The following is a 25,824-nucleotide window of genomic DNA, read 5'->3' on the forward strand; positions in this document are numbered from 1 at the left end:
TTACATTTTTGATAATATTGAAAAATATTTCACAATATAACTTTGATTTACAATCTTATAAAAAATATTAAAACCTATACGTTTTAACTATTGTCATAGATTTTTATGTTAAAATTTTAATAAACTATGAAAGGAGTTTTACATCTTAATGTCAAAAAACAACTCAGAAACATCTGAGATTAAAACTATGAAGCGTAGTTTAACAAATACCCATATCCAACTAATTGCATTAGGGGGAACAATTGGAACTGGGCTTTTTCTAGGAGTCGGAAACAGTATTGAACTAGCAGGGCCAGCAGTAATTTTTATTTATTGCCTAGTTGGTTTCTTCCTTTTTCTTTTAATGAGAGCACTAGGAGAATTGATACTTTCTGATATTAAGAAAAATACCTATATCGATTTTATTACAGAATACCTAGGAAAAAGTATTGGTACAACAACTGGATATTTATATTGGTTTAGTTGGCTGACGTTAGCTATGGCAGAAATTACCGCTTTAGGTATTTACTTTCAATATTGGTGGCCAAATTTGCAAAGCTGGATTCCAGGATTGATTACTTTATTGGTTTTACTATCTATTAACCTAATTTCAGCTCGAGTATTCGGTAACTTAGAATTTAGCTTTGCAATTATTAAAATCGTAACAATTATTGCGTTTGTTATTCTAGTTTTTTATTTATTAATCACAAACTCTGCAACAAAATACGGACACGTAAGCTGGCAGAATATGGTTATTGATGGCGGAATTTTCGCTAAAGGTCCCAAAGGTTTTTTACTAGGTTTCCAAATGGTTATCTTCAGTTTTATCGGAGTTGAGTTAATTGGATTAACAGCTGCAGAAGCCAAAGAGCCTAAAAAAACAATTACTCGAGCAATTGATCAATTACCAATTAGAATCATTTTATTCTACGTCTTAGCAATTTTAAGTATCTTATTAGCTATCCCTTGGGATAAGGTGTCCACGTCTAGTTCACCTTTTGTTCAAGCATTAGGTGCTACTGGTATCAAAAATGCTGGCTCAATAATTAACTTTGTTGTAATAAGTGCAGCTATTTCATCAACCAATAGTTTTATCTATAGTGCAGGGCGGTTATTATTTTCAATAAATTACAAGGGTAAAACTAAATTAAGTAAGCATTTAGGAAAACTAGATCGGCGACAATTACCTAAAAATGCATTAATATTTTCAACAATTTTAATCGCTTTAGCACCACTTTTGAATTTCTTTTTAAAAGATACCTTTACTTTCATTTCTGCTACAGCGACCAGCATGTTTTTAGTAATTTGGTCAATCATGATCATTACCCATATGACTTATCGAAAGAAGACACCAGAAAATGAATTACCAACATTCAAAATGCCCTTATATCCTTTATCTGATGTGGCAGTATTAACTTTCTTTCTTGCTATGATTATCATTCTTTTAATTTTTCCAAATTATCGTATTCCAATGATTAGTGCAGGCATAATTTTTGTAGTACTCGTATGTATAACTCACTTTATACAGAAAAAAATGAATTAATTCTTTACAGTCTCTAGCTAACTCTAGAGACTTTTTTATATACTAATTAAACCTAACCAACAAAAAAGGAGAATGAAGTTATTTCTCCATTCTCCCTCTTTTATTTCTTCGCTTTACCTTACTCCGGCTGTCAGACTCGAACTGACGACAACCTGATTAACAGTCAGGTGCTCTACCAACTGAGCTAAGCCGGAATATTAAAAAAGAGCACGGCGACTGCCTACCCTCGCAGGCAGTTTCCCACCAACTACTCTCGGCGTTAAGAAGCTTAACTTCTGTGTTCGGCATGGGAACAGGTGTATCCTTCTTGCCATCGCCACCGTACTCTTTCTGAGCTTTTACACTCAAAACTGAATATAATCTTCCGCTCTAAACCTTTGAGCTTTGGTCAAGTGCTCGACTGATTAGTACTAGTCCGCTCCACATATCGCTATGCTTCCACTCCTAGCCTATCTACCTCATCGTCTTTAAGGTGTCTTACTGCTTACGCATCGGAAATCTCATCTTGAGGGGGGCTTCGCACTTAGATGCTTTCAGCGCTTATCCCTTCCATACATAGCTACCCAGCGATGCCTTTGGCAAGACAACTGGTACACCAGCGGTATGTCCATCCCGGTCCTCTCGTACTAAGGACAGCTCCTCTCAAATTTCCTACGCCCACGACGGATAGGGACCGAACTGTCTCACGACGTTCTGAACCCAGCTCGCGTGCCGCTTTAATGGGCGAACAGCCCAACCCTTGGGACCGACTTCAGCCCCAGGATGCGACGAGCCGACATCGAGGTGCCAAACCTCCCCGTCGATGTGAACTCTTGGGGGAGATAAGCCTGTTATCCCCAGGGTAGCTTTTATCCGTTGAGTGATGGCCTTTCCATGCAGTACCACCAGATCACTAAGCCCGACTTTCGTCCCTGCTCGAGGTGTACCTCTCGCAGTCAAGCTCCCTTATACCTTTACACTCTGCGAATGATTTCCAACCATTCTGAGGGAACCTTTGGGCGCCTCCGTTACATTTTAGGAGGCGACCGCCCCAGTCAAACTGCCCACCTGACACTGTCCTCCAGAACGCTCAGCTCTGCGAGTTAGAGGATCCATCAAACAAGGGTAGTATCCCAACATTGCCTCCAGTAAGACTAGCGTCCTACTTTCTCTGGCTCCTACCTATCCTGTACATGTTTAACAAATACTCAATATCAAGCTACAGTAAAGCTCCATGGGGTCTTTCCGTCCTGTCGCGGGTAACCCGCATCTTCACGGGTATTATAATTTCACCGAGTCTCTCGTTGAGACAGTGCCCAAATCATTACACCTTTCGTGCAGGTCGGAACTTACCCGACAAGGAATTTCGCTACCTTAGGACCGTTATAGTTACGGCCGCCGTTTACTGGGGCTTCAATTCAAACCTTCGCTTGCGCTAAGCTCTCCTCTTAACCTTCCAGCACCGGGCAGGTGTCAGCACCTATACGTCATCTTACGATTTTGCAGATACCTGTGTTTTTGATAAACAGTTGTTTGGGCCTATTCACTGCGGCTGATCTTTTACCATCAGCACCCCTTCTCCCGAAGTTACGGGGTCATTTTGCCGAGTTCCTTAACGAGAGTTCTCTCGCTCACCTGAGTGTTCTCCACTCGACTACCTGTGTCGGTTTGCGGTACGGGTAAAATTGCTCTGGCTAGAAGCTTTTCTTGGCAGTGTGACATCATGACCTTCGCTACTTTAATTTCGCTCCGCATCACAGCTTGATTTCTTTAGACAAGCATTTGACTCATCTTTCTTCTTACTGCTTGCACATGTATTTCCAGCAACATGCGTCATTAGCCTCCTGCGTCCCTCCTTTGCTCATATCGAACAATTTCAGTACAGGAATCTCTACCTGTTGTCCATCGGCTACGCCTCTCGGCCTTACCTTAGGTCCCGACTTACCCTGGGCGGACGAGCCTGCCCCAGGAAACCTTAGTCTTTCGGCGGATAGGATTCTCACCTATCTTTCGCTACTCATACCGGCATTCTCACTTCTAAGCGCTCCATTAGTCCTCTCGATCTAACTTCTCCGCACTTAGAACGCTCTCCTACCACGCATATCCTTTGATATGCATCCACAGTTTCGGTACTATGCTTAGCCCCGGTACATTTTCGGCGCAGCGTCACTCGACTAGTGAGCTATTACGCACTCTTTAAATGGTGGCTGCTTCTAAGCCAACATCCTAGTTGTCTACGCAACTCCACATCCTTTTCCACTTAGCATAGATTTGGGGACCTTAACTGGTGATCTGGGCTGTTTCCCTTTCGACTACGGATCTTATCACTCGCAGTCTGACTCCCGTGCATTGATATCTGGCATTCGGAGTTTATCTGGATTCAGTAACCCCTGACGGGCCCCTAGTCCAAACAGCGCTCTACCTCCATTATCATTCACACGAGGCTAGCCCTAAAGCTATTTCGGAGAGAACCAGCTATCTCCAAGTTCGTTTGGAATTTCACCGCTACCCACAACTCATCCCCGCGATTTTTAACTCACGTGGGTTCGGTCCTCCAGCGTGTTTTACCACGCCTTCAACCTGGTCATGGGTAGGTCACTTGGTTTCGGGTCTACGTCATGATACTCTCTCGCCCTCTTCAGACTCGCTTTCGCTCCGGCTCCGTCTTTTCTGACTTAACCTTGCACCATAACGTAACTCGCCGGTTCATTCTACAAAAGGCACGCCATTACACTTTAATGTGCTTTGACTACTTGTAGGCACACGGTTTCAGGTTCTCTTTCACTCCCCTTCCGGGGTTCTTTTCACCTTTCCCTCACGGTACTGGTTCACTATCGGTCACTAGTTAGTATTTAGCCTTGCGAGATGGTCCTCGCGGTTTCAATCGGGATTCCTCGTGTCCCGACCTACTCAGGATCCTGCTAAGTCTCTCTGCAATTTCGCTTACGGGGCTCTCACCCTCTCTGGCTTATCTTTCCAGATAATTCTGCTATCGCTTCAAGTGCTTTCCTGCAGTCCTACTACCCCAACTGGCAAGCCAGCTGGTTTGGGCTCTTTCCTGTTCGCTCGCCGCTACTTGGGAAATCGATTTTTCTTTCTCTTCCTGCAGCTACTTAGATGTTTCAGTTCACTGCGTCTTCCTTCAACAGCCTTAACAGCTCTTGATAATACCTCCCGGTATTGGGTTCCCCCATTCGGATATCTCCGGATCATTGCTTACTTACTGCTCCCCGAAGCCTTTCGTGGTTCGTCACGTCCTTCATCGGCTTCTAGTGCCTAGGCATTCACCATGCGCCCTTTTCTACTTGACCTATTTCAAGTTGAGTTTCTCTCTCTTCTCGGTCGCTCTTCAATCTGTTTTTTCGATTGTCTCGGTTTTTTGCTTTAGATTATATTCAGTTTTCAATGTACTAGCTCTCTGAGGTATTACCCTCAAAACTAAACAAAGTTTCTCAGTGTGCTTCCGCTTGGCTTTCTCGATGACTTCTCTTTAGTGCTCTCGCACTCTCCATCATCTTTCGCCTTCCTTAGAAAGGAGGTGATCCAGCCGCAGGTTCTCCTACGGCTACCTTGTTACGACTTCACCCTAATCATCTGTCCTACCTTAGACGGCTGACTCCTATAAAGGTTATCCCACCGGCTTTGGGTGTTACAGACTCTCATGGTGTGACGGGCGGTGTGTACAAGGCCCGGGAACGTATTCACCGCGGCGTGCTGATCCGCGATTACTAGCGATTCCAGCTTCGTGTAGGCGAGTTGCAGCCTACAGTCCGAACTGAGAACGGCTTTCAGAGATCCGCTTGCCTTCGCAGGTTCGCTTCTCGTTGTACCGTCCATTGTAGCACGTGTGTAGCCCAGGTCATAAGGGGCATGATGACTTGACGTCATCCCCACCTTCCTCCGGTTTGTCACCGGCAGTCTCATTAGAGTGCCCAACTTAATGATGGCAACTAATGACAAGGGTTGCGCTCGTTGCGGGACTTAACCCAACATCTCACGACACGAGCTGACGACAGCCATGCACCACCTGTCTCAGCGTCCCCGAAGGGAACACCTAATCTCTTAGGTTTGCACTGGATGTCAAGACCTGGTAAGGTTCTTCGCGTTGCTTCGAATTAAACCACATGCTCCACCGCTTGTGCGGGCCCCCGTCAATTCCTTTGAGTTTCAACCTTGCGGTCGTACTCCCCAGGCGGAGTGCTTAATGCGTTAGCTGCAGCACTGAGAGGCGGAAACCTCCCAACACTTAGCACTCATCGTTTACGGCATGGACTACCAGGGTATCTAATCCTGTTCGCTACCCATGCTTTCGAGCCTCAGCGTCAGTTGCAGACCAGAGAGCCGCCTTCGCCACTGGTGTTCTTCCATATATCTACGCATTCCACCGCTACACATGGAGTTCCACTCTCCTCTTCTGCACTCAAGTTCAACAGTTTCTGATGCAATTCTCCGGTTGAGCCGAAGGCTTTCACATCAGACTTATTGAACCGCCTGCACTCGCTTTACGCCCAATAAATCCGGACAACGCTTGCCACCTACGTATTACCGCGGCTGCTGGCACGTAGTTAGCCGTGACTTTCTAAGTAATTACCGTCAAATAAAGGCCAGTTACTACCTCTATCTTTCTTCACTACCAACAGAGCTTTACGAGCCGAAACCCTTCTTCACTCACGCGGCGTTGCTCCATCAGACTTGCGTCCATTGTGGAAGATTCCCTACTGCTGCCTCCCGTAGGAGTTTGGGCCGTGTCTCAGTCCCAATGTGGCCGATCAGTCTCTCAACTCGGCTATGCATCATTGCCTTGGTAAGCCGTTACCTTACCAACTAGCTAATGCACCGCAGGTCCATCCAAGAGTGATAGCAGAACCATCTTTTAAACTCTAGACATGCGTCTAGTGTTGTTATCCGGTATTAGCATCTGTTTCCAGGTGTTATCCCAGTCTCTTGGGCAGGTTACCCACGTGTTACTCACCCGTCCGCCGCTCGCTTGTATCTAGTTTCATCTGGTGCAAGCACCAAATTCATCTAGGCAAGCTCGCTCGACTTGCATGTATTAGGCACGCCGCCAGCGTTCGTCCTGAGCCAGGATCAAACTCTCATTTTCCTTCTTGAAAATGAGCTTTTTATCGTTTAGCTCTAAAACTTTCTTTGAGTTATCTCAAATTTATTGCTTGTGAATTGACTTCGCTTTTGTTTGGGATTTTTTATATCCCGCACACTTTCAGCGAAACTTTGTTCAGTTTTCAAGGTACTACCGTTGCCGTGTGACAACTTTTATATTATATCATGTCTCTTGAGCTTTGACAAGTTATTTTTCTTGCCCCTCATCTTTCTCAAATGACAGCTTTATAATATTATCATCTTTCTGCTCCCTTGACAAGCTCTTTGCTTGGCTTCCTGCCTCTGCTTCGCGCTTGCCTCAAACAGCATGTATTACTTTACAGACTTTAAATCAAAGGAAAATAAAATGCTCCATTAAAAAAAATGAAGCACATCTGCAAAGCGGAGATTGAGAGATTCGAACCCTCGCGCCGGTATAAACCGACCTACACCCTTAGCAGGGGCGCCTCTTCAGCCACTTGAGTAAATCTCCAATGGGCCTAAATGGACTTGAACCATCGACCTCACGCTTATCAGGCGTGCGCTCTAACCAGCTGAGCTATAGGCCCCTTTCCCTTTGAAGCGGGTAACGAGAATCGGACTCGCGACTAAAGCTTGGAAGGCTTTCGTTTTACCACTAAACTATACCCGCAACTTCTTGCTTCCTAATGGCGCGAGACGGAATCGAACCGCCGACACAAGGAGCTTCAATCCTTTGCTCTACCAACTGAGCTATCGAGCCATTACGGTCCCTACCGGATTCGGACCGGTGATCTCCTCCGTGACAGGGAGGCGTGATAACCCCTACACCAAGGGACCATATTGCGGGAACAGGATTTGAACCTATGACCTTCGGGTTATGAGCCCGACGAGCTACCAGACTGCTCCATCCCGCGATTTTTTTATATAAAAAAAGCCAAGATCCTATGGACCTTGTAGGACTCGAACCTACGACCCGACGGTTATGAGCCGTCTGCTCTAACCAACTGAGCTAAAGGTCCAAGCTTACCTCTATAGCGGCGGGGGGGATCGAACCCTCGACCTCCCGGGTATGAACCGGACGCTCTAGCCAGCTGAGCTACACCGCCATCCTGTAACTTCCTTTTTAAGCTACAATCGGGAAGACAGGATTCGAACCTGCGACCCCCTGGTCCCAAACCAGGTGCTCTACCAAACTGAGCCACTTCCCGAAGTGTGCACCCTGAAGGATTTGAACCTTCAACCTTCTGATTCGTAGTCAGACACTCTATCCAGTTGCGCTAAGGGTGCATCATTATATGCCGAGGACCGGAATCGAACCGGTACGGTTGTCACCAACCGCGGGATTTTAAGTCCCGTGCGTCTGCCAGTTCCGCCACCCCGGCATGATAATGATAAGCGGAAGACGGGATTCGAACCCGCGACCCCCACCATGGCAAGGTGATGTTCTACCACTGAACTACTTCCGCATTTTTTATTCAATTTTTATGCCGATTAAAGGACTCGAACCTTCGACCCCCTGTTTACAAGACAGATGCTCTACCAACTGAGCTAAATCGGCATGGTACGGGTGGTGGGACTTGAACCCACACGTCCGAAAACACTAGAACCTAAATCTAGCGCGTCTGCCAATTCCGCCACACCCGCTTGAGTTTTTCTGGGCCAATGAGTCGTGGCAGGCTCGAACTGCCGACCCTCTGATTAAAAGTCAGATGCTCTACCAACTGAGCTAACGACTCAATGGAGGATACAGGGCTCGAACCTGTGACCTCCTGCTTGTAAGGCAGATGCTCTCCCAGCTGAGCTAATCCTCCATTTAGCACGGCGACTGCCTACCCTCGCAGGCAGTTTCCCACCAACTACTCTCGGCGTTAAGAAGCTTAACTTCTGTGTTCGGCATGGGAACAGGTGTATCCTTCTTGCCATCGCCACCGTACTCTTTCTGAGCTTTTACACTCAAAACTGAATATAATCTTCCGCTCTAAACCTTTGAGCTTTGGTCAAGTGCTCGACTGATTAGTACTAGTCCGCTCCACATATCGCTATGCTTCCACTCCTAGCCTATCTACCTCATCGTCTTTAAGGTGTCTTACTGCTTACGCATCGGAAATCTCATCTTGAGGGGGGCTTCGCACTTAGATGCTTTCAGCGCTTATCCCTTCCATACATAGCTACCCAGCGATGCCTTTGGCAAGACAACTGGTACACCAGCGGTATGTCCATCCCGGTCCTCTCGTACTAAGGACAGCTCCTCTCAAATTTCCTACGCCCACGACGGATAGGGACCGAACTGTCTCACGACGTTCTGAACCCAGCTCGCGTGCCGCTTTAATGGGCGAACAGCCCAACCCTTGGGACCGACTTCAGCCCCAGGATGCGACGAGCCGACATCGAGGTGCCAAACCTCCCCGTCGATGTGAACTCTTGGGGGAGATAAGCCTGTTATCCCCAGGGTAGCTTTTATCCGTTGAGTGATGGCCTTTCCATGCAGTACCACCAGATCACTAAGCCCGACTTTCGTCCCTGCTCGAGGTGTACCTCTCGCAGTCAAGCTCCCTTATACCTTTACACTCTGCGAATGATTTCCAACCATTCTGAGGGAACCTTTGGGCGCCTCCGTTACATTTTAGGAGGCGACCGCCCCAGTCAAACTGCCCACCTGACACTGTCCTCCAGAACGCTCAGCTCTGCGAGTTAGAGGATCCATCAAACAAGGGTAGTATCCCAACATTGCCTCCAGTAAGACTAGCGTCCTACTTTCTCTGGCTCCTACCTATCCTGTACATGTTTAACAAATACTCAATATCAAGCTACAGTAAAGCTCCATGGGGTCTTTCCGTCCTGTCGCGGGTAACCCGCATCTTCACGGGTATTATAATTTCACCGAGTCTCTCGTTGAGACAGTGCCCAAATCATTACACCTTTCGTGCAGGTCGGAACTTACCCGACAAGGAATTTCGCTACCTTAGGACCGTTATAGTTACGGCCGCCGTTTACTGGGGCTTCAATTCAAACCTTCGCTTGCGCTAAGCTCTCCTCTTAACCTTCCAGCACCGGGCAGGTGTCAGCACCTATACGTCATCTTACGATTTTGCAGATACCTGTGTTTTTGATAAACAGTTGTTTGGGCCTATTCACTGCGGCTGATCTTTTACCATCAGCACCCCTTCTCCCGAAGTTACGGGGTCATTTTGCCGAGTTCCTTAACGAGAGTTCTCTCGCTCACCTGAGTGTTCTCCACTCGACTACCTGTGTCGGTTTGCGGTACGGGTAAAATTGCTCTGGCTAGAAGCTTTTCTTGGCAGTGTGACATCATGACCTTCGCTACTTTAATTTCGCTCCGCATCACAGCTTGATTTCTTTAGACAAGCATTTGACTCATCTTTCTTCTTACTGCTTGCACATGTATTTCCAGCAACATGCGTCATTAGCCTCCTGCGTCCCTCCTTTGCTCATATCGAACAATTTCAGTACAGGAATCTCTACCTGTTGTCCATCGGCTACGCCTCTCGGCCTTACCTTAGGTCCCGACTTACCCTGGGCGGACGAGCCTGCCCCAGGAAACCTTAGTCTTTCGGCGGATAGGATTCTCACCTATCTTTCGCTACTCATACCGGCATTCTCACTTCTAAGCGCTCCATTAGTCCTCTCGATCTAACTTCTCCGCACTTAGAACGCTCTCCTACCACGCATATCCTTTGATATGCATCCACAGTTTCGGTACTATGCTTAGCCCCGGTACATTTTCGGCGCAGCGTCACTCGACTAGTGAGCTATTACGCACTCTTTAAATGGTGGCTGCTTCTAAGCCAACATCCTAGTTGTCTACGCAACTCCACATCCTTTTCCACTTAGCATAGATTTGGGGACCTTAACTGGTGATCTGGGCTGTTTCCCTTTCGACTACGGATCTTATCACTCGCAGTCTGACTCCCGTGCATTGATATCTGGCATTCGGAGTTTATCTGGATTCAGTAACCCCTGACGGGCCCCTAGTCCAAACAGCGCTCTACCTCCATTATCATTCACACGAGGCTAGCCCTAAAGCTATTTCGGAGAGAACCAGCTATCTCCAAGTTCGTTTGGAATTTCACCGCTACCCACAACTCATCCCCGCGATTTTTAACTCACGTGGGTTCGGTCCTCCAGCGTGTTTTACCACGCCTTCAACCTGGTCATGGGTAGGTCACTTGGTTTCGGGTCTACGTCATGATACTCTCTCGCCCTCTTCAGACTCGCTTTCGCTCCGGCTCCGTCTTTTCTGACTTAACCTTGCACCATAACGTAACTCGCCGGTTCATTCTACAAAAGGCACGCCATTACACTTTAATGTGCTTTGACTACTTGTAGGCACACGGTTTCAGGTTCTCTTTCACTCCCCTTCCGGGGTTCTTTTCACCTTTCCCTCACGGTACTGGTTCACTATCGGTCACTAGTTAGTATTTAGCCTTGCGAGATGGTCCTCGCGGTTTCAATCGGGATTCCTCGTGTCCCGACCTACTCAGGATCCTGCTAAGTCTCTCTGCAATTTCGCTTACGGGGCTCTCACCCTCTCTGGCTTATCTTTCCAGATAATTCTGCTATCGCTTCAAGTGCTTTCCTGCAGTCCTACTACCCCAACTGGCAAGCCAGCTGGTTTGGGCTCTTTCCTGTTCGCTCGCCGCTACTTGGGAAATCGATTTTTCTTTCTCTTCCTGCAGCTACTTAGATGTTTCAGTTCACTGCGTCTTCCTTCAACAGCCTTAACAGCTCTTGATAATACCTCCCGGTATTGGGTTCCCCCATTCGGATATCTCCGGATCATTGCTTACTTACTGCTCCCCGAAGCCTTTCGTGGTTCGTCACGTCCTTCATCGGCTTCTAGTGCCTAGGCATTCACCATGCGCCCTTTTCTACTTGACCTATTTCAAGTTGAGTTTCTCTCTCTTCTCGGTCGCTCTTCAATCTGTTTTTTCGATTGTCTCGGTTTTTTGCTTTAGATTATATTCAGTTTTCAATGTACTAGCTCTCTGAGGTATTACCCTCAAAACTAAACAAAGTTTCTCAGTGTGCTTCCGCTTGGCTTTCTCGATGACTTCTCTTTAGTGCTCTCGCACTCTCCATCATCTTTCGCCTTCCTTAGAAAGGAGGTGATCCAGCCGCAGGTTCTCCTACGGCTACCTTGTTACGACTTCACCCTAATCATCTGTCCTACCTTAGACGGCTGACTCCTATAAAGGTTATCCCACCGGCTTTGGGTGTTACAGACTCTCATGGTGTGACGGGCGGTGTGTACAAGGCCCGGGAACGTATTCACCGCGGCGTGCTGATCCGCGATTACTAGCGATTCCAGCTTCGTGTAGGCGAGTTGCAGCCTACAGTCCGAACTGAGAACGGCTTTCAGAGATCCGCTTGCCTTCGCAGGTTCGCTTCTCGTTGTACCGTCCATTGTAGCACGTGTGTAGCCCAGGTCATAAGGGGCATGATGACTTGACGTCATCCCCACCTTCCTCCGGTTTGTCACCGGCAGTCTCATTAGAGTGCCCAACTTAATGATGGCAACTAATGACAAGGGTTGCGCTCGTTGCGGGACTTAACCCAACATCTCACGACACGAGCTGACGACAGCCATGCACCACCTGTCTCAGCGTCCCCGAAGGGAACACCTAATCTCTTAGGTTTGCACTGGATGTCAAGACCTGGTAAGGTTCTTCGCGTTGCTTCGAATTAAACCACATGCTCCACCGCTTGTGCGGGCCCCCGTCAATTCCTTTGAGTTTCAACCTTGCGGTCGTACTCCCCAGGCGGAGTGCTTAATGCGTTAGCTGCAGCACTGAGAGGCGGAAACCTCCCAACACTTAGCACTCATCGTTTACGGCATGGACTACCAGGGTATCTAATCCTGTTCGCTACCCATGCTTTCGAGCCTCAGCGTCAGTTGCAGACCAGAGAGCCGCCTTCGCCACTGGTGTTCTTCCATATATCTACGCATTCCACCGCTACACATGGAGTTCCACTCTCCTCTTCTGCACTCAAGTTCAACAGTTTCTGATGCAATTCTCCGGTTGAGCCGAAGGCTTTCACATCAGACTTATTGAACCGCCTGCACTCGCTTTACGCCCAATAAATCCGGACAACGCTTGCCACCTACGTATTACCGCGGCTGCTGGCACGTAGTTAGCCGTGACTTTCTAAGTAATTACCGTCAAATAAAGGCCAGTTACTACCTCTATCTTTCTTCACTACCAACAGAGCTTTACGAGCCGAAACCCTTCTTCACTCACGCGGCGTTGCTCCATCAGACTTGCGTCCATTGTGGAAGATTCCCTACTGCTGCCTCCCGTAGGAGTTTGGGCCGTGTCTCAGTCCCAATGTGGCCGATCAGTCTCTCAACTCGGCTATGCATCATTGCCTTGGTAAGCCGTTACCTTACCAACTAGCTAATGCACCGCAGGTCCATCCAAGAGTGATAGCAGAACCATCTTTTAAACTCTAGACATGCGTCTAGTGTTGTTATCCGGTATTAGCATCTGTTTCCAGGTGTTATCCCAGTCTCTTGGGCAGGTTACCCACGTGTTACTCACCCGTCCGCCGCTCGCTTGTATCTAGTTTCATCTGGTGCAAGCACCAAATTCATCTAGGCAAGCTCGCTCGACTTGCATGTATTAGGCACGCCGCCAGCGTTCGTCCTGAGCCAGGATCAAACTCTCATTTTCCTTCTTGAAAATGAGCTTTTTATCGTTTAGCTCTAAAACTTTCTTTGAGTTATCTCAAATTTATTGCTTGCGAATTGACTTCGCTTTTGTTTGGGATTTTTTATATCCCGCACACTTTCAGCGAAACTTTGTTCAGTTTTCAAGGTACTACCGTTGCCGTGTGACAGCTTTTATATTATATCATGTCTTTTAAGCTTTGACAAGTTATTTTTCTTGCCCCTCATCTCTCTCAAATGACAGCTTTATAGTATTATCATCTTTCTGCTCCCTTGACAAGCTCTTTGCTTGGCTTCCTGCCTCTGCTTGGCGCTTGCCTCAAACAGCATGTATTACTTTACAGACTTTTCTCCTTTTCGTCAATATAGTTTTTAATAAAAAAATATATTCCGAATATTAATTATTAATAGATTTTGATTGTCTGATTTTTGCCTTTTGTTTTTCCAATTTAAACGAACTATTCATTTTGAAAATTCGGATATAAAAAAACTGTGTTAAGCAGTAATACTTAACACAGTTTTATTTATTTTTTCAATTCTGGAGCATCCGTTTTAAAATCACTTTGTGTGGATTTTTTACCATTTTTATACCATACGCTGTTTTTGCTCTTCTTTTCTGCCTTTTTCAATCTCTTCAAAGAATCGGCCTTTTTATAAGTATAATTCTTTCTTTTTACATATTTAAAACCATTCGGCTTATAGAAACGAAGTAAATTACCAGTAATTACTCGATCAGATAATGATAACTCTGTTGTTACTGTATTAGAAATTGAGGCCAATTGTGCCTTTACCTTCTTACTTGGATGAGTTACACGTTTACCCGATTTAGTATAATAATAACTTCCCTCTACTTTGCTGTATTTTGGTGTAATAAAGTCACCATTTCTTTGAGCAACAATTTGTGGAGCATTCTTTGCTAAAAGACTATGTCCAAATTGGATCATATTCTGATCATTGATACCCAACAAGTTAAATAAAGTTGGTCTAACATCAATCTCTCCACCATATGTATGATTAATACCGCCTTTAAGTCCTGGCATATGGAACATTAAAGGCACACGCTGAAATTGTAAATTATCAAAATTATTAAAGCTATCTTTATTCAGCAATTGTGCCGAAGCCTTATGGTGATTCCCTGAAATTCCATAATGATCACCATAAAGCATGATTAGAGTATTTTTCTCCAATCCTGACTTTTTAAGATAACTCATAAGTTCTCCAATAGCTTCATCAAGATAATGGGCTGTTTGTACATATCCATCTACCGTCTTATCACCAGTATCTGTTTTATCAATTGACTGATTTTTCTTGTCTAAATCATAAGGATAGTGATTTGTTACAGTAATCATCTTCAAATAAAAAGGTTGCGGTAAATGTTCCATGTATTTAATGGACTGATCAAAAAAGAGCTTATCTTTAATTCCATATCCTAAATAATACCCTTTCTTATTTTGATAATAAGATAAAGGCATAAAGTAATCATACCCAAAGGATTTATAAGCATTATCACGATTCCAGAATGATCCTGCACCACCATGCATAACTGCACTTGTATAGCCAGCTTGTTGTCCTAAGATAGCTGGAGCACTTTCAAAAGTATTAGACGTTCCATAGCTTGACATTGCTGAGCCTGATTGTAAACCGAAAATAGAATTTTCTAACATCATTTCAGCATCTGATGTCTTTCCTTGGCCTACTTGATTAAAGAAATTATCGAAGCTGATTGTATCATTTGCATGATAGAGCTTATTCAAGTTGGGAGTAACTTCTTTTCCATGCCACTTATAATCAATTAAAAATTGTTGGAAACTTTCTAAGTGAATAACCAATACATTTTTATTTTTAGCTACACCATAATATTCAGGGTTCGGAGCAATATAGTTCTTTTTAATATAGGATTGAACAGTTTTTAAATCACTATGATTTGCTTTTGCCATAATCGCATTACTTTGAGCTGTTTTTACACCATCATAAACAGCAAAAGAATTTAATCCTAAATATTTGACAATATAATTATTATCAAAAGTTCTTGTGAGCAAACCAGGTCTGTCTTTTTGCGCCATAGTTAGATTTGTACCAATCAATACTACAGCTAATCCTTCAATTAAAAGAGAAATCTTTAGCTTTAAGCGGCGAACATCAATCTTAAAAACTTTAAAAGCTATTAATAAAACAATAATAACTACATCCAAAAATACTAAAAAATCAGTACCTTTAGTAATTCCAGCAATACTCTTTCCCAAATTATCTGAAGTAGATCCAGAAGTTTTAATAATGGATGTAGATAAGAAATCGGAAAATTCTCGATAATACAAAATATTCGAAAATAACCACAAAGATAATAGAAAATCAATTATGACCATAATCCAATATGACTTTCTACCCTTAAAAAATAATCCGATTCCAATTAATAGCATGGCTGTTGGTAGTGGATTAATCAATAGCAAAAACTTCTGCATTGGTCCCACTACTCCCAAATTAAACTTAGTTATATAAGTTAAGTATGTCTTAACCCAGAAAAATACTACAACTACGGTAAAAAAGCCTAATTTGGTTTTAGTTAACCAATTATATGATGCTTTTAGGCGTCCCATTTAAGTCCTCCTCAACTTTGTTCTTTCATGATATTACTACTAAAAAATGGTTTTGATAAATTAAAATAGTAAATTTAAGGAATTTTAATGACTTTTTACTTTTTTCGGCTTAAATAGCCACCCAAATATTCCTAGAATCATTCCAAAAAAGTAAGTGGTAAAGCGCCACAAAAACATCCCTAAGGTTAATAATATATTTGAATGAATAAAGGTAGAAAATAAAGTCTGAAAACTAAATTCAGCTCCACCTGATGCACCTGGAATTGGAACAATCGCCATAAACATAATAATCATAATATTCATCTGTGTTACTTCTAACCAAGAAGGAGTTAAATTTAAAGCCAGTAAAATTAAATATGGAATCGAATAAAAGCATAGCAATTGCCCAATAGTCAAAATACTTGCACCAAGTAATTTTTTCTTTTCACGTTTTAAATTTTGACCTTCTGCGTAAAAAGTTTCAATTTTCTCCATAGTATTTTTACGCCACTTTTCAACAGTATTCTTATTCATGAATCTTTCTAATAAATTCATCAGCCAATTAGTTGCATTTTTTGTCCATCGATAGGCAAACATAATAGCTAATAAAAATATTATTGAACTAACATGAAGAATAAAACCAATTAAGATAAACAAAGCTAACCCAGAAAATTTGGTTATTACCATATGAAAACCAAAAATAATTGTTGAAACATAGGCAAACAAAACGCAAATCTGATAAATAATAAACTTCATCAGTAAAATTGAAGTAGCACGTCCGCCTTCTATTCCCATTTGAATCATTGCTACTAATTGTGAAGGCTGGCCCCCAGTAGATAAAGGCGTTATGGCATTAAAAAGTGCTTGAATAATTGGAATTCTAAAAAAAGACCATGCAGAGCGATGAGGCTCCCCTTTTTTATGCTCTAAAATCCAAATAATTGCGGCTTCACAGGCATAAGATAGAACCATTACCAAAAGAACTAGTAATAAAAAGCTTATATTTAATTTCTTGCTAGCTCCCCATAATGCTTTAATTGGCGTTTTTCTTAATTCTTGCCAAATAACAAAACCACTAATCAGAAGAACAATTAGCATTCCAATAAAATGTTTTTTGTTCATTACTTAATTTGCCCTAACTTTCTACCAATTTCATATTGCTCCATATAAAAGTCGTACCAGATTTTAGCGAGATGGTCTTCTGAATACTCTTGACTTGCCTCAGCAGACAATTTTTGATATTTTTTCATTTTTTCTGGATTTGATACTACAGATTTAATTTGAGCATTTAACTCCTCAAAGTTTCTGCCCTTCATATAATATCCATCAATAATAGCTTGATATAAGTCCAAATCACGCAATAATACAGGAGTATTACATGAAAAAGCTTCTAAAACAGACATTGGAAAAAGTTCATCGAAAGATGGCAGTAAGAACAGATCAGCAATATTTAAATAACTGACTAATTCTTCTCGTGGCACAATCCCTGTGAATTTTAAATTCTTAGGTGGATTATCAATTATTTTTTTAAAGTGTGCATATCCATCCGTCATTTTTCCAAATGAAAAGCCACCAGCCCAAATAAATTGAATATTTGGATTTGCTTCGGCTAATTTAACGAAATCATCTACGCCCTTTCTTTCTTGAACTTGTCCATCTCCGACAATTACAAATTTATCTAAAGGGATATTCAATTTATTTCTAAATGCATTTTTTTGAACTTGACTCTGCTCATAAAATTCACTTTTAGCTACAAAATTGGGTATGTATTTTACCTTTTTTTCATTAATACCGTATTTTACTAGTTTATCAATAAAGATCGGGTTGACTACTACTATTTGATCCATTCTTTTATAAAAATCAATTACATATTTATAAAAAATATTTTTTGCTGGCCCAGGTAGTTTAACAGAACCCTCTAAGGTTTCCGGTAAAAAATGTACATATCCAATTTTCCTACCTCTACTAGGTAAAAAGCTGTTAGCAAAATATGTAGGATTAATTGTATGATAATGTGTTAAATCACTTCTTCCATATTTATTGATAGTTACATAAAATTCATCTACTAATCTTGTTCTAAGTAAACGAATTAGCTCTTTATACGCTGATCCCACGCCTTGACCTTGAACAGAGTCAGCTTGAGAAAACATATTAATTCTAATCATAATTTACCTCAGTCTTTTGTTTATTTTGAATTGCTTCTTGATAAAAAGCTTCTATTTTACGTGCAAACGTAGCTGCTGACACGTCTATTAACTTTTTCTCTTTTAAATCTTTAGGAATAATGAATTGATTTGCTTTTAGATAATCAATAATTTCATTCGTCATTTCACTTTTTGTTGTAAATGTACTCCCAAGCTCTCTATTATCAAAAACATGCTCAGTATAATCAGTACTATAAACAACACATTTAGTACCAGCAGCTAGAGCCTCAATATATGTCAAGCCCTGCGTTTCAGTATCACTAGCTGATACAAATAAATCTGCCATTCGATAATAATTCCCTACGTCACTGTGCTCAACACTACCAGCAAAAATGACATAATCTTCTAATGAAAGTCTTGCAACTTGATCTTTTAAAGGTTGCACATCTGGACCATCTCCAGCAATTACAAATTTTACATTTGGTTCATTTTCTAAAACTGTCGGTAATACATCCAGAATTTGATCTATTTTCTTTTCTGCAGCTACACGACTCAGAGTAAGGATAACTTTCTGATTCGAATCTATTCCTAGTTCTTTTCTTACATTTCGTCGTGGATTTTCATTAATAGCAGTCAAATCTACTCCGGTCGGAATTACCCGCATAGGAATAGTAACCCCATATCGTGTTAATGTTTCTTTAACGCGTTCACTAGGTGCAACCACTCCATCCATATTATGCAAATAAGCTTTGGTGAATTGCTTTACATGATATGGTTTCAGTAAATGTCCATTTAAAACATAGTGCAAATAATCTTCGTACATAGTGTGGTACGTATGAATAGCGGGAATACCTAAAGAATGTGCAACATATTTTCCAATCATACCCATTGAAAATTCTGTTTGTGTATGAACAATATCAAGCTTTACTTCTTTGGCAATTTTAGTAGCCTGAAAAAGTCCTCGAAATGCTATCCTTCTATCCGTAAAAGAAACAAAAGGAACGCTGCTAACTCTAAAAACATTAGGTTCAATAGTTCCTTTTCCCAAATGAGGGTCTGTTGTAGTAAAAATAAAAACAGAGTGTCCATTTTTTTCAAGAGCATTTTTTAATGTTTGGATTGAAGTTGCTACCCCAGAAAGCTGAGGAAAATAAGTATCGGTAAATAGCCCAATATTCATGTAAAATACCTCCATTAAAGACCATTATAAAGTTAGTAGAAAGGAGTTGCAATTTTGGATAAAAAAAAGACGTGAGAATCAACTCACGTCTTTTTGCCAGAATGTCTGAATAAATAGCGGTGATCGGGGTCGAACCGATACGTCCCAGGGGACACCAGATTTTGAGTCTGACGCGTCTGCCAATTCCGCCACACCGCCATAAATGAAATTAATCAGGAAATTCAGGCGAAGGCGGTGATCGGATTTGAACCGATGATTAGGGTTTTGCAGACCCGTGCCTTACCACTTGGCTACACCGCCAACCTCTGATCATTAACAAATTGGGATAGTTGGATTCGAACCAACGCATGATGAAGTCAAAGTCCATTGCCTTACCACTTGGCTATATCCCAATGTTAGGGCGGAATGTGGGGATCGAACCCACGCATGCCGGATCCACAAACCGGTGTGTTAACCACTTCACCAATTCCGCCATAATATTAAAAACAGGGATAGTAGGAATTGAACCCACACTAGCGGTTTTGGAGACCGATGTACTACCTTTATACGATATCCCTATTTAAATGGAGGCCAGTGGATTCGAACCACCGAACTCAGAGAGAGCGGTTTTACAGACCGCCGCGTTTAGCCACTTCGCTAGGCCTCCAGAATGGCGCGAGACGGAATCGAACCGCCGACACAAGGAGCTTCAATCCTTTGCTCTACCAACTGAGCTATCGAGCCATTACGGTCCCTACCGGATTCGGACCGGTGATCTCCTCCGTGACAGGGAGGCGTGATAACCACTACACTAAGGGACCATATTGCGGGAATAGGATTTGAACCTATGACCTTCGGGTTATGAGCCCGACGAGCTACCAGACTGCTCCATCCCGCGATGATTAAGGAGGATGTGGGATTCGGACCCACGCGCGGGCAGAACCCGCCTGACGGTTTTCAAGACCGTTCCCTTCAGCCGGACTTGGGTAATCCTCCATTTATACCATCTTTAATATGGTAATGACCCGTACGAGATTTGAACTCATGTTACCGCCGTGAAAGGGCGGTGTCTTAACCACTTGACCAACGGGTCGTTTTTTAACGTACTTATTAATCATACTCTATTTATAAAGTGATGTCAACAAGTTTTTATTTTTTTGATGCGTTGTTTTGTGTTACTCTCCGCATCAGCAATAACTATATTACTAAAAACACTCAGTTGATGCAACCCCTAATTTGAACTTTTTTTCTTTTATTGCATTTTTACTCTCTGTTATTTAACAAAGGTGCTACACTGAGCATATATGGAGGTATGTTATGTCTAGTAAAAGATGTATTATTGACAATAAAAGCAGCAAAAAACTATTAAAGTTAGCTGATGGAAACTTAATTTGCGAAGATCATGCGAAATTAACACCTTGGCAAAAAGAAGAATTAATTGAAAAAGATGCTAATCAAGTTAATGAGTATATAGATAATCTGACCAATAAATATTTGACCGAACATGGAGTTAAAAATACTGAATCATCCTATAAGTCTCTTCTTCACAAAACTGCTGAAAGTGATTTACTAGAAGGAGTTTCGCCAGAAGAGACTTTAAAACTACAAAACTGGATCTTAATTAAGCAAAACAATGAAATTATTCGTTTACTTAAAGATTTAAAAACTAAAAATAAATAAATTATTTTTATATTGAGATTATCCTACTAAATCTTCAGATTGATGAAATCCTTGATTTAGCGGGATTTTTATTTTTAGCAAAAATCTAAATCTAAAGTCAACTAAAAATGATCTTTTTCTCAAGATGCTTTTATTAAGCTCTAAATATACTGACTAACATACTTTTAAAAAGACATATATAACTAATTTAGGGTTTTGCTTTAGTTTTTAAGGTAAATATACTCAAAATATGCAAAATTTTTCTAATAATTAAATTTATCCTTATACAAAAATCGATACTATCACATGCATAATCTCTTTTTCTTGAAATAAAAAAAGTACATTGGAAACTCCAATGTACTTAATGCAAAGCGGAGATTGAGAGATTCGAACCCTCGCGCCGGTATAAACCGACCTACACCCTTAGCAGGGGCGCCTCTTCAGCCACTTGAGTAAATCTCCAATGGGCCTAAATGGACTTGAACCATCGACCTCACGCTTATCAGGCGTGCGCTCTAACCAGCTGAGCTATAGGCCCCTTTCCCTTTGAAGCGGGTAACGAGAATCGGACTCGCGACTAAAGCTTGGAAGGCTTTCGTTTTACCACTAAACTATACCCGCAACTTCTTGCTTCCTAATGGCGCGAGACGGAATCGAACCGCCGACACAAGGAGCTTCAATCCTTTGCTCTACCAACTGAGCTATCGAGCCATTACGGTCCCTACCGGATTCGGACCGGTGATCTCCTCCGTGACAGGGAGGCGTGATAACCCCTACACCAAGGGACCATATTGCGGGAACAGGATTTGAACCTATGACCTTCGGGTTATGAGCCCGACGAGCTACCAGACTGCTCCATCCCGCGATTTTTTTATATAAAAAAAGCCAAGATCCTATGGACCTTGTAGGACTCGAACCTACGACCCGACGGTTATGAGCCGTCTGCTCTAACCAACTGAGCTAAAGGTCCAAGCTTACCTCTATAGCGGCGGGGGGGATCGAACCCTCGACCTCCCGGGTATGAACCGGACGCTCTAGCCAGCTGAGCTACACCGCCATCCTGTAACTTCCTTTTTAAGCTACAATCGGGAAGACAGGATTCGAACCTGCGACCCCCTGGTCCCAAACCAGGTGCTCTACCAAACTGAGCCACTTCCCGAAGTGTGCACCCTGAAGGATTTGAACCTTCAACCTTCTGATTCGTAGTCAGACACTCTATCCAGTTGCGCTAAGGGTGCATCATTATATGCCGAGGACCGGAATCGAACCGGTACGGTTGTCACCAACCGCGGGATTTTAAGTCCCGTGCGTCTGCCAGTTCCGCCACCCCGGCATGATAATGATAAGCGGAAGACGGGATTCGAACCCGCGACCCCCACCATGGCAAGGTGATGTTCTACCACTGAACTACTTCCGCATTTTTTATTCAATTTTTATGCCGATTAAAGGACTCGAACCTTCGACCCCCTGTTTACAAGACAGATGCTCTACCAACTGAGCTAAATCGGCATGGTACGGGTGGTGGGACTTGAACCCACACGTCCGAAAACACTAGAACCTAAATCTAGCGCGTCTGCCAATTCCGCCACACCCGCTTGAGTTTTTCTGGGCCAATGAGTCGTGGCAGGCTCGAACTGCCGACCCTCTGATTAAAAGTCAGATGCTCTACCAACTGAGCTAACGACTCAATGGAGGATACAGGGCTCGAACCTGTGACCTCCTGCTTGTAAGGCAGATGCTCTCCCAGCTGAGCTAATCCTCCATTTAGCACGGCGACTGCCTACCCTCGCAGGCAGTTTCCCACCAACTACTCTCGGCGTTAAGAAGCTTAACTTCTGTGTTCGGCATGGGAACAGGTGTATCCTTCTTGCCATCGCCACCGTACTCTTTCTGAGCTTTTACACTCAAAACTGAATATAATCTTCCGCTCTAAACCTTTGAGCTTTGGTCAAGTGCTCGACTGATTAGTACTAGTCCGCTCCACATATCGCTATGCTTCCACTCCTAGCCTATCTACCTCATCGTCTTTAAGGTGTCTTACTGCTTACGCATCGGAAATCTCATCTTGAGGGGGGCTTCGCACTTAGATGCTTTCAGCGCTTATCCCTTCCATACATAGCTACCCAGCGATGCCTTTGGCAAGACAACTGGTACACCAGCGGTATGTCCATCCCGGTCCTCTCGTACTAAGGACAGCTCCTCTCAAATTTCCTACGCCCACGACGGATAGGGACCGAACTGTCTCACGACGTTCTGAACCCAGCTCGCGTGCCGCTTTAATGGGCGAACAGCCCAACCCTTGGGACCGACTTCAGCCCCAGGATGCGACGAGCCGACATCGAGGTGCCAAACCTCCCCGTCGATGTGAACTCTTGGGGGAGATAAGCCTGTTATCCCCAGGGTAGCTTTTATCCGTTGAGTGATGGCCTTTCCATGCAGTACCACCAGATCACTAAGCCCGACTTTCGTCCCTGCTCGAGGTGTACCTCTCGCAGTCAAGCTCCCTTATACCTTTACACTCTGCGAATGATTTCCAACCATTCTGAGGGAACCTTTGGGCGCCTCCGTTACATTTTAGGAGGCGACCGCCCCAGTCAAACTGCCCACCTGACACTGTCCTCCAGAACGCTCAGCTCTGCGAGTTAGAGGATCCATCAAACAAGGGTAGTATCCCAACATTGCCTCCAGTAAGACTAGCGTCCTACTTTCTCTGGCTCCTACCTATCCTGTACATGTTTAACAAATACTCAATATCAAGCTACAGTAAAGCTCCATGGGGTCTTTCCGTCCTGTCGCGGGTAACCCGCATCTTCACGGGTATTATAATTTCACCGAGTCTCTCGTTGAGACAGTGCCCAAATCATTACACCTTTCGTGCAGGTCGGAACTTACCCGACAAGGAATTTCGCTACCTTAGGACCGTTATAGTTACGGCCGCCGTTTACTGGGGCTTCAATTCAAACCTTCGCTTGCGCTAAGCTCTCCTCTTAACCTTCCAGCACCGGGCAGGTGTCAGCACCTATACGTCATCTTACGATTTTGCAGATACCTGTGTTTTTGATAAACAGTTGTTTGGGCCTATTCACTGCGGCTGATCTTTTACCATCAGCACCCCTTCTCCCGAAGTTACGGGGTCATTTTGCCGAGTTCCTTAACGAGAGTTCTCTCGCTCACCTGAGTGTTCTCCACTCGACTACCTGTGTCGGTTTGCGGTACGGGTAAAATTGCTCTGGCTAGAAGCTTTTCTTGGCAGTGTGACATCATGACCTTCGCTACTTTAATTTTGCTCCGCATCACAGCTTGATTTCTTTAGACAAGCATTTGACTCATCTTTCTTCTTACTGCTTGCACATGTATTTCCAGCAACATGCGTCATTAGCCTCCTGCGTCCCTCCTTTGCTCATATCGAACAATTTCAGTACAGGAATCTCTACCTGTTGTCCATCGGCTACGCCTCTCGGCCTTACCTTAGGTCCCGACTTACCCTGGGCGGACGAGCCTGCCCCAGGAAACCTTAGTCTTTCGGCGGATAGGATTCTCACCTATCTTTCGCTACTCATACCGGCATTCTCACTTCTAAGCGCTCCATTAGTCCTCTCGATCTAACTTCTCCGCACTTAGAACGCTCTCCTACCACGCATATCCTTTGATATGCATCCACAGTTTCGGTACTATGCTTAGCCCCGGTACATTTTCGGCGCAGCGTCACTCGACTAGTGAGCTATTACGCACTCTTTAAATGGTGGCTGCTTCTAAGCCAACATCCTAGTTGTCTACGCAACTCCACATCCTTTTCCACTTAGCATAGATTTGGGGACCTTAACTGGTGATCTGGGCTGTTTCCCTTTCGACTACGGATCTTATCACTCGCAGTCTGACTCCCGTGCATTGATATCTGGCATTCGGAGTTTATCTGGATTCAGTAACCCCTGACGGGCCCCTAGTCCAAACAGCGCTCTACCTCCATTATCATTCACACGAGGCTAGCCCTAAAGCTATTTCGGAGAGAACCAGCTATCTCCAAGTTCGTTTGGAATTTCACCGCTACCCACAACTCATCCCCGCGATTTTTAACTCACGTGGGTTCGGTCCTCCAGCGTGTTTTACCACGCCTTCAACCTGGTCATGGGTAGGTCACTTGGTTTCGGGTCTACGTCATGATACTCTCTCGCCCTCTTCAGACTCGCTTTCGCTCCGGCTCCGTCTTTTCTGACTTAACCTTGCACCATAACGTAACTCGCCGGTTCATTCTACAAAAGGCACGCCATTACACTTTAATGTGCTTTGACTACTTGTAGGCACACGGTTTCAGGTTCTCTTTCACTCCCCTTCCGGGGTTCTTTTCACCTTTCCCTCACGGTACTGGTTCACTATCGGTCACTAGTTAGTATTTAGCCTTGCGAGATGGTCCTCGCGGTTTCAATCGGGATTCCTCGTGTCCCGACCTACTCAGGATCCTGCTAAGTCTCTCTGCAATTTCGCTTACGGGGCTCTCACCCTCTCTGGCTTATCTTTCCAGATAATTCTGCTATCGCTTCAAGTGCTTTCCTGCAGTCCTACTACCCCAACTGGCAAGCCAGCTGGTTTGGGCTCTTTCCTGTTCGCTCGCCGCTACTTGGGAAATCGATTTTTCTTTCTCTTCCTGCAGCTACTTAGATGTTTCAGTTCACTGCGTCTTCCTTCAACAGCCTTAACAGCTCTTGATAATACCTCCCGGTATTGGGTTCCCCCATTCGGATATCTCCGGATCATTGCTTACTTACTGCTCCCCGAAGCCTTTCGTGGTTCGTCACGTCCTTCATCGGCTTCTAGTGCCTAGGCATTCACCATGCGCCCTTTTCTACTTGACCTATTTCAAGTTGAGTTTCTCTCTCTTCTCGGTCGCTCTTCAATCTGTTTTTTCGATTGTCTCGGTTTTTTGCTTTAGATTATATTCAGTTTTCAATGTACTAGCTCTCTGAGGTATTACCCTCAAAACTAAACAAAGTTTCTCAGTGTGCTTCCGCTTGGCTTTCTCG

6 protein-coding genes, 44 tRNA genes and 8 rRNA genes are annotated in these 25,824 nt (G+C 43.8%); 2 read left to right on the forward strand and 56 right to left on the reverse strand.

Features of this window, described 5'->3' with window-relative positions; genetic code table 11:
• The first annotated feature begins 148 nt into the window (after positions 1–148).
• A complete protein-coding gene (locus tag LGAS_RS07680; protein ID WP_003657440.1) occupies positions 149–1,522 on the forward strand; it encodes an amino acid permease in 1,374 nt (457 codons plus the stop codon).
• A gap of 121 nt (positions 1,523–1,643) precedes the next feature.
• Here the strand turns inward: LGAS_RS07680 and LGAS_RS07685 are convergent.
• The 38 genes from LGAS_RS07685 to LGAS_RS07870 all read right to left on the reverse strand — a co-directional run bounded on the left by LGAS_RS07685 (position 1,644) and on the right by LGAS_RS07870 (position 20,240).
• A tRNA-Asn gene (locus LGAS_RS07685) sits at positions 1,644–1,716 on the reverse strand.
• 13 nt (positions 1,717–1,729) lie between these two features.
• Positions 1,730–1,846, reverse strand: a 5S ribosomal RNA gene (rrf, locus tag LGAS_RS07690).
• Positions 1,847–1,906: 60 nt separating this feature from the next.
• Positions 1,907–4,812: ribosomal RNA gene (locus tag LGAS_RS07695) — 23S ribosomal RNA — on the reverse strand.
• 220 nt (positions 4,813–5,032) lie between these two features.
• Positions 5,033–6,605, reverse strand: a 16S ribosomal RNA gene (locus tag LGAS_RS07700).
• Positions 6,606–7,004: 399 nt separating this feature from the next.
• Positions 7,005–7,094, reverse strand: a tRNA-Ser gene (locus LGAS_RS07705).
• A 2-nt stretch (positions 7,095–7,096) separates the two neighbouring features.
• Positions 7,097–7,170: transfer RNA gene (locus LGAS_RS07710), tRNA-Ile, on the reverse strand.
• A 12-nt stretch (positions 7,171–7,182) separates the two neighbouring features.
• Positions 7,183–7,253 (reverse strand) — tRNA-Gly (locus LGAS_RS07715).
• A gap of 17 nt (positions 7,254–7,270) precedes the next feature.
• Positions 7,271–7,343: transfer RNA gene (locus LGAS_RS07720), tRNA-Phe, on the reverse strand.
• 4 nt (positions 7,344–7,347) lie between these two features.
• Positions 7,348–7,420: transfer RNA gene (locus tag LGAS_RS07725), tRNA-Asp, on the reverse strand.
• A gap of 3 nt (positions 7,421–7,423) precedes the next feature.
• A tRNA-Met gene (locus tag LGAS_RS07730) sits at positions 7,424–7,497 on the reverse strand.
• A 31-nt stretch (positions 7,498–7,528) separates the two neighbouring features.
• Positions 7,529–7,602 (reverse strand) — tRNA-Ile (locus LGAS_RS07735).
• Positions 7,603–7,615: 13 nt separating this feature from the next.
• A tRNA-Met gene (locus tag LGAS_RS07740) sits at positions 7,616–7,689 on the reverse strand.
• A gap of 28 nt (positions 7,690–7,717) precedes the next feature.
• Positions 7,718–7,791, reverse strand: a tRNA-Pro gene (locus LGAS_RS07745).
• Between the two features lie 5 nt (positions 7,792–7,796).
• Positions 7,797–7,870, reverse strand: a tRNA-Arg gene (locus LGAS_RS07750).
• Positions 7,871–7,879: 9 nt separating this feature from the next.
• A tRNA-Leu gene (locus LGAS_RS07755) sits at positions 7,880–7,965 on the reverse strand.
• 12 nt (positions 7,966–7,977) lie between these two features.
• Positions 7,978–8,049, reverse strand: a tRNA-Gly gene (locus LGAS_RS07760).
• A gap of 19 nt (positions 8,050–8,068) precedes the next feature.
• Positions 8,069–8,141, reverse strand: a tRNA-Thr gene (locus LGAS_RS07765).
• Position 8,142: 1 nt separating this feature from the next.
• A tRNA-Leu gene (locus LGAS_RS07770) sits at positions 8,143–8,227 on the reverse strand.
• A 19-nt stretch (positions 8,228–8,246) separates the two neighbouring features.
• Positions 8,247–8,319, reverse strand: a tRNA-Lys gene (locus LGAS_RS07775).
• Positions 8,320–8,321: 2 nt separating this feature from the next.
• Positions 8,322–8,394, reverse strand: a tRNA-Val gene (locus LGAS_RS07780).
• A 5-nt stretch (positions 8,395–8,399) separates the two neighbouring features.
• A 5S ribosomal RNA gene (gene rrf, locus LGAS_RS07785) occupies positions 8,400–8,516 on the reverse strand.
• Between the two features lie 60 nt (positions 8,517–8,576).
• Positions 8,577–11,482, reverse strand: a 23S ribosomal RNA gene (locus tag LGAS_RS07790).
• A 220-nt stretch (positions 11,483–11,702) separates the two neighbouring features.
• Positions 11,703–13,275 (reverse strand): 16S ribosomal RNA (locus LGAS_RS07795).
• Together the 16S, 23S and 5S rRNA genes with 17 tRNA genes alongside form the textbook arrangement of a ribosomal RNA operon.
• A 520-nt stretch (positions 13,276–13,795) precedes the next feature.
• Entirely contained in the window at positions 13,796–15,865 is a 2,070-nt protein-coding gene (locus tag LGAS_RS07800) for an LTA synthase family protein (protein WP_003646812.1), read from the reverse strand.
• Between the two features lie 84 nt (positions 15,866–15,949).
• A complete protein-coding gene (locus LGAS_RS07805) occupies positions 15,950–16,966 on the reverse strand; it encodes a lysylphosphatidylglycerol synthase transmembrane domain-containing protein (RefSeq protein ID WP_003646811.1) in 1,017 nt (338 codons plus the stop codon).
• A complete protein-coding gene (locus tag LGAS_RS07810) occupies positions 16,966–18,009 on the reverse strand; it encodes a glycosyltransferase family 4 protein (RefSeq protein ID WP_003646810.1) in 1,044 nt (347 codons plus the stop codon). The genes LGAS_RS07805 and LGAS_RS07810 overlap by 1 nt, the downstream gene beginning before the upstream one ends.
• Entirely contained in the window at positions 18,002–19,168 is a 1,167-nt protein-coding gene (locus LGAS_RS07815; protein ID WP_003646809.1) for a glycosyltransferase family 4 protein, read from the reverse strand. The genes LGAS_RS07810 and LGAS_RS07815 overlap by 8 nt, the downstream gene beginning before the upstream one ends.
• A 114-nt stretch (positions 19,169–19,282) precedes the next feature.
• Positions 19,283–19,366: transfer RNA gene (locus LGAS_RS07820), tRNA-Leu, on the reverse strand.
• Between the two features lie 31 nt (positions 19,367–19,397).
• Positions 19,398–19,468: transfer RNA gene (locus tag LGAS_RS07825), tRNA-Cys, on the reverse strand.
• A 20-nt stretch (positions 19,469–19,488) separates the two neighbouring features.
• Positions 19,489–19,560: transfer RNA gene (locus LGAS_RS07830), tRNA-Gln, on the reverse strand.
• A 7-nt stretch (positions 19,561–19,567) separates the two neighbouring features.
• Positions 19,568–19,640, reverse strand: a tRNA-His gene (locus LGAS_RS07835).
• Between the two features lie 14 nt (positions 19,641–19,654).
• A tRNA-Trp gene (locus LGAS_RS07840) sits at positions 19,655–19,725 on the reverse strand.
• Between the two features lie 7 nt (positions 19,726–19,732).
• Positions 19,733–19,814 (reverse strand) — tRNA-Tyr (locus LGAS_RS07845).
• A gap of 4 nt (positions 19,815–19,818) precedes the next feature.
• Positions 19,819–19,891 (reverse strand) — tRNA-Phe (locus tag LGAS_RS07850).
• Between the two features lie 4 nt (positions 19,892–19,895).
• A tRNA-Asp gene (locus LGAS_RS07855) sits at positions 19,896–19,968 on the reverse strand.
• Between the two features lie 3 nt (positions 19,969–19,971).
• Positions 19,972–20,045 (reverse strand) — tRNA-Met (locus tag LGAS_RS07860).
• A 7-nt stretch (positions 20,046–20,052) separates the two neighbouring features.
• Positions 20,053–20,143: transfer RNA gene (locus LGAS_RS07865), tRNA-Ser, on the reverse strand.
• A gap of 25 nt (positions 20,144–20,168) precedes the next feature.
• Positions 20,169–20,240: transfer RNA gene (locus tag LGAS_RS07870), tRNA-Glu, on the reverse strand.
• Between the two features lie 224 nt (positions 20,241–20,464).
• On the opposite strand from LGAS_RS07870, the gene LGAS_RS07875 reads away from it, so the two are divergent.
• Entirely contained in the window at positions 20,465–20,827 is a 363-nt protein-coding gene (locus tag LGAS_RS07875) for a hypothetical protein (RefSeq protein WP_003646808.1), read from the forward strand.
• A 351-nt stretch (positions 20,828–21,178) separates the two neighbouring features.
• Here LGAS_RS07875 and LGAS_RS07880 read toward each other — a convergent pair.
• The 18 genes from LGAS_RS07880 to LGAS_RS07965 all read right to left on the reverse strand — a co-directional run bounded on the left by LGAS_RS07880 (position 21,179) and on the right by LGAS_RS07965 (position 25,656).
• Positions 21,179–21,268: transfer RNA gene (locus LGAS_RS07880), tRNA-Ser, on the reverse strand.
• Positions 21,269–21,270: 2 nt separating this feature from the next.
• A tRNA-Ile gene (locus tag LGAS_RS07885) sits at positions 21,271–21,344 on the reverse strand.
• A gap of 12 nt (positions 21,345–21,356) precedes the next feature.
• A tRNA-Gly gene (locus LGAS_RS07890) sits at positions 21,357–21,427 on the reverse strand.
• 17 nt (positions 21,428–21,444) lie between these two features.
• Positions 21,445–21,517 (reverse strand) — tRNA-Phe (locus tag LGAS_RS07895).
• Between the two features lie 4 nt (positions 21,518–21,521).
• A tRNA-Asp gene (locus LGAS_RS07900) sits at positions 21,522–21,594 on the reverse strand.
• A 3-nt stretch (positions 21,595–21,597) separates the two neighbouring features.
• Positions 21,598–21,671: transfer RNA gene (locus tag LGAS_RS07905), tRNA-Met, on the reverse strand.
• 31 nt (positions 21,672–21,702) lie between these two features.
• Positions 21,703–21,776, reverse strand: a tRNA-Ile gene (locus LGAS_RS07910).
• Positions 21,777–21,789: 13 nt separating this feature from the next.
• Positions 21,790–21,863 (reverse strand) — tRNA-Met (locus tag LGAS_RS07915).
• Positions 21,864–21,891: 28 nt separating this feature from the next.
• A tRNA-Pro gene (locus LGAS_RS07920) sits at positions 21,892–21,965 on the reverse strand.
• 5 nt (positions 21,966–21,970) lie between these two features.
• Positions 21,971–22,044 (reverse strand) — tRNA-Arg (locus tag LGAS_RS07925).
• A 9-nt stretch (positions 22,045–22,053) separates the two neighbouring features.
• A tRNA-Leu gene (locus LGAS_RS07930) sits at positions 22,054–22,139 on the reverse strand.
• Between the two features lie 12 nt (positions 22,140–22,151).
• A tRNA-Gly gene (locus tag LGAS_RS07935) sits at positions 22,152–22,223 on the reverse strand.
• Positions 22,224–22,242: 19 nt separating this feature from the next.
• Positions 22,243–22,315, reverse strand: a tRNA-Thr gene (locus tag LGAS_RS07940).
• A 1-nt stretch (position 22,316) separates the two neighbouring features.
• Positions 22,317–22,401: transfer RNA gene (locus LGAS_RS07945), tRNA-Leu, on the reverse strand.
• 19 nt (positions 22,402–22,420) lie between these two features.
• Positions 22,421–22,493, reverse strand: a tRNA-Lys gene (locus LGAS_RS07950).
• A 2-nt stretch (positions 22,494–22,495) separates the two neighbouring features.
• Positions 22,496–22,568 (reverse strand) — tRNA-Val (locus LGAS_RS07955).
• Positions 22,569–22,573: 5 nt separating this feature from the next.
• Positions 22,574–22,690, reverse strand: a 5S ribosomal RNA gene (rrf, locus tag LGAS_RS07960).
• A 60-nt stretch (positions 22,691–22,750) separates the two neighbouring features.
• Positions 22,751–25,656 (reverse strand): 23S ribosomal RNA (locus LGAS_RS07965).
• Positions 25,657–25,824: the final 168 nt, after the last annotated feature.

Source organism: Lactobacillus gasseri ATCC 33323 = JCM 1131 (assembly GCF_000014425.1).
Taxonomy (GTDB): Bacteria; Bacillota; Bacilli; order Lactobacillales; family Lactobacillaceae; genus Lactobacillus; species Lactobacillus gasseri.

Excerpts from the sequence above, each read along its gene's own strand:
- LGAS_RS07815 (WP_003646809.1), bottom strand. The coding sequence starts at position 19,168 with ATGAATATTGGGCTATTTACCGATACTTATTTTCCTCAGCTTTCTGGG.
- LGAS_RS07800 (WP_003646812.1), bottom strand. The coding sequence starts at position 15,865 with ATGGGACGCCTAAAAGCATCATATAATTGGTTAACTAAAACCAAATTA.
- LGAS_RS07680 (WP_003657440.1), top strand. The coding sequence starts at position 149 with ATGTCAAAAAACAACTCAGAAACATCTGAGATTAAAACTATGAAGCGT.
- LGAS_RS07875 (WP_003646808.1), top strand. The coding sequence starts at position 20,465 with ATGTCTAGTAAAAGATGTATTATTGACAATAAAAGCAGCAAAAAACTA.
- LGAS_RS07810 (WP_003646810.1), bottom strand. The coding sequence starts at position 18,009 with ATGATTAGAATTAATATGTTTTCTCAAGCTGACTCTGTTCAAGGTCAA.
- LGAS_RS07805 (WP_003646811.1), bottom strand. The coding sequence starts at position 16,966 with ATGAACAAAAAACATTTTATTGGAATGCTAATTGTTCTTCTGATTAGT.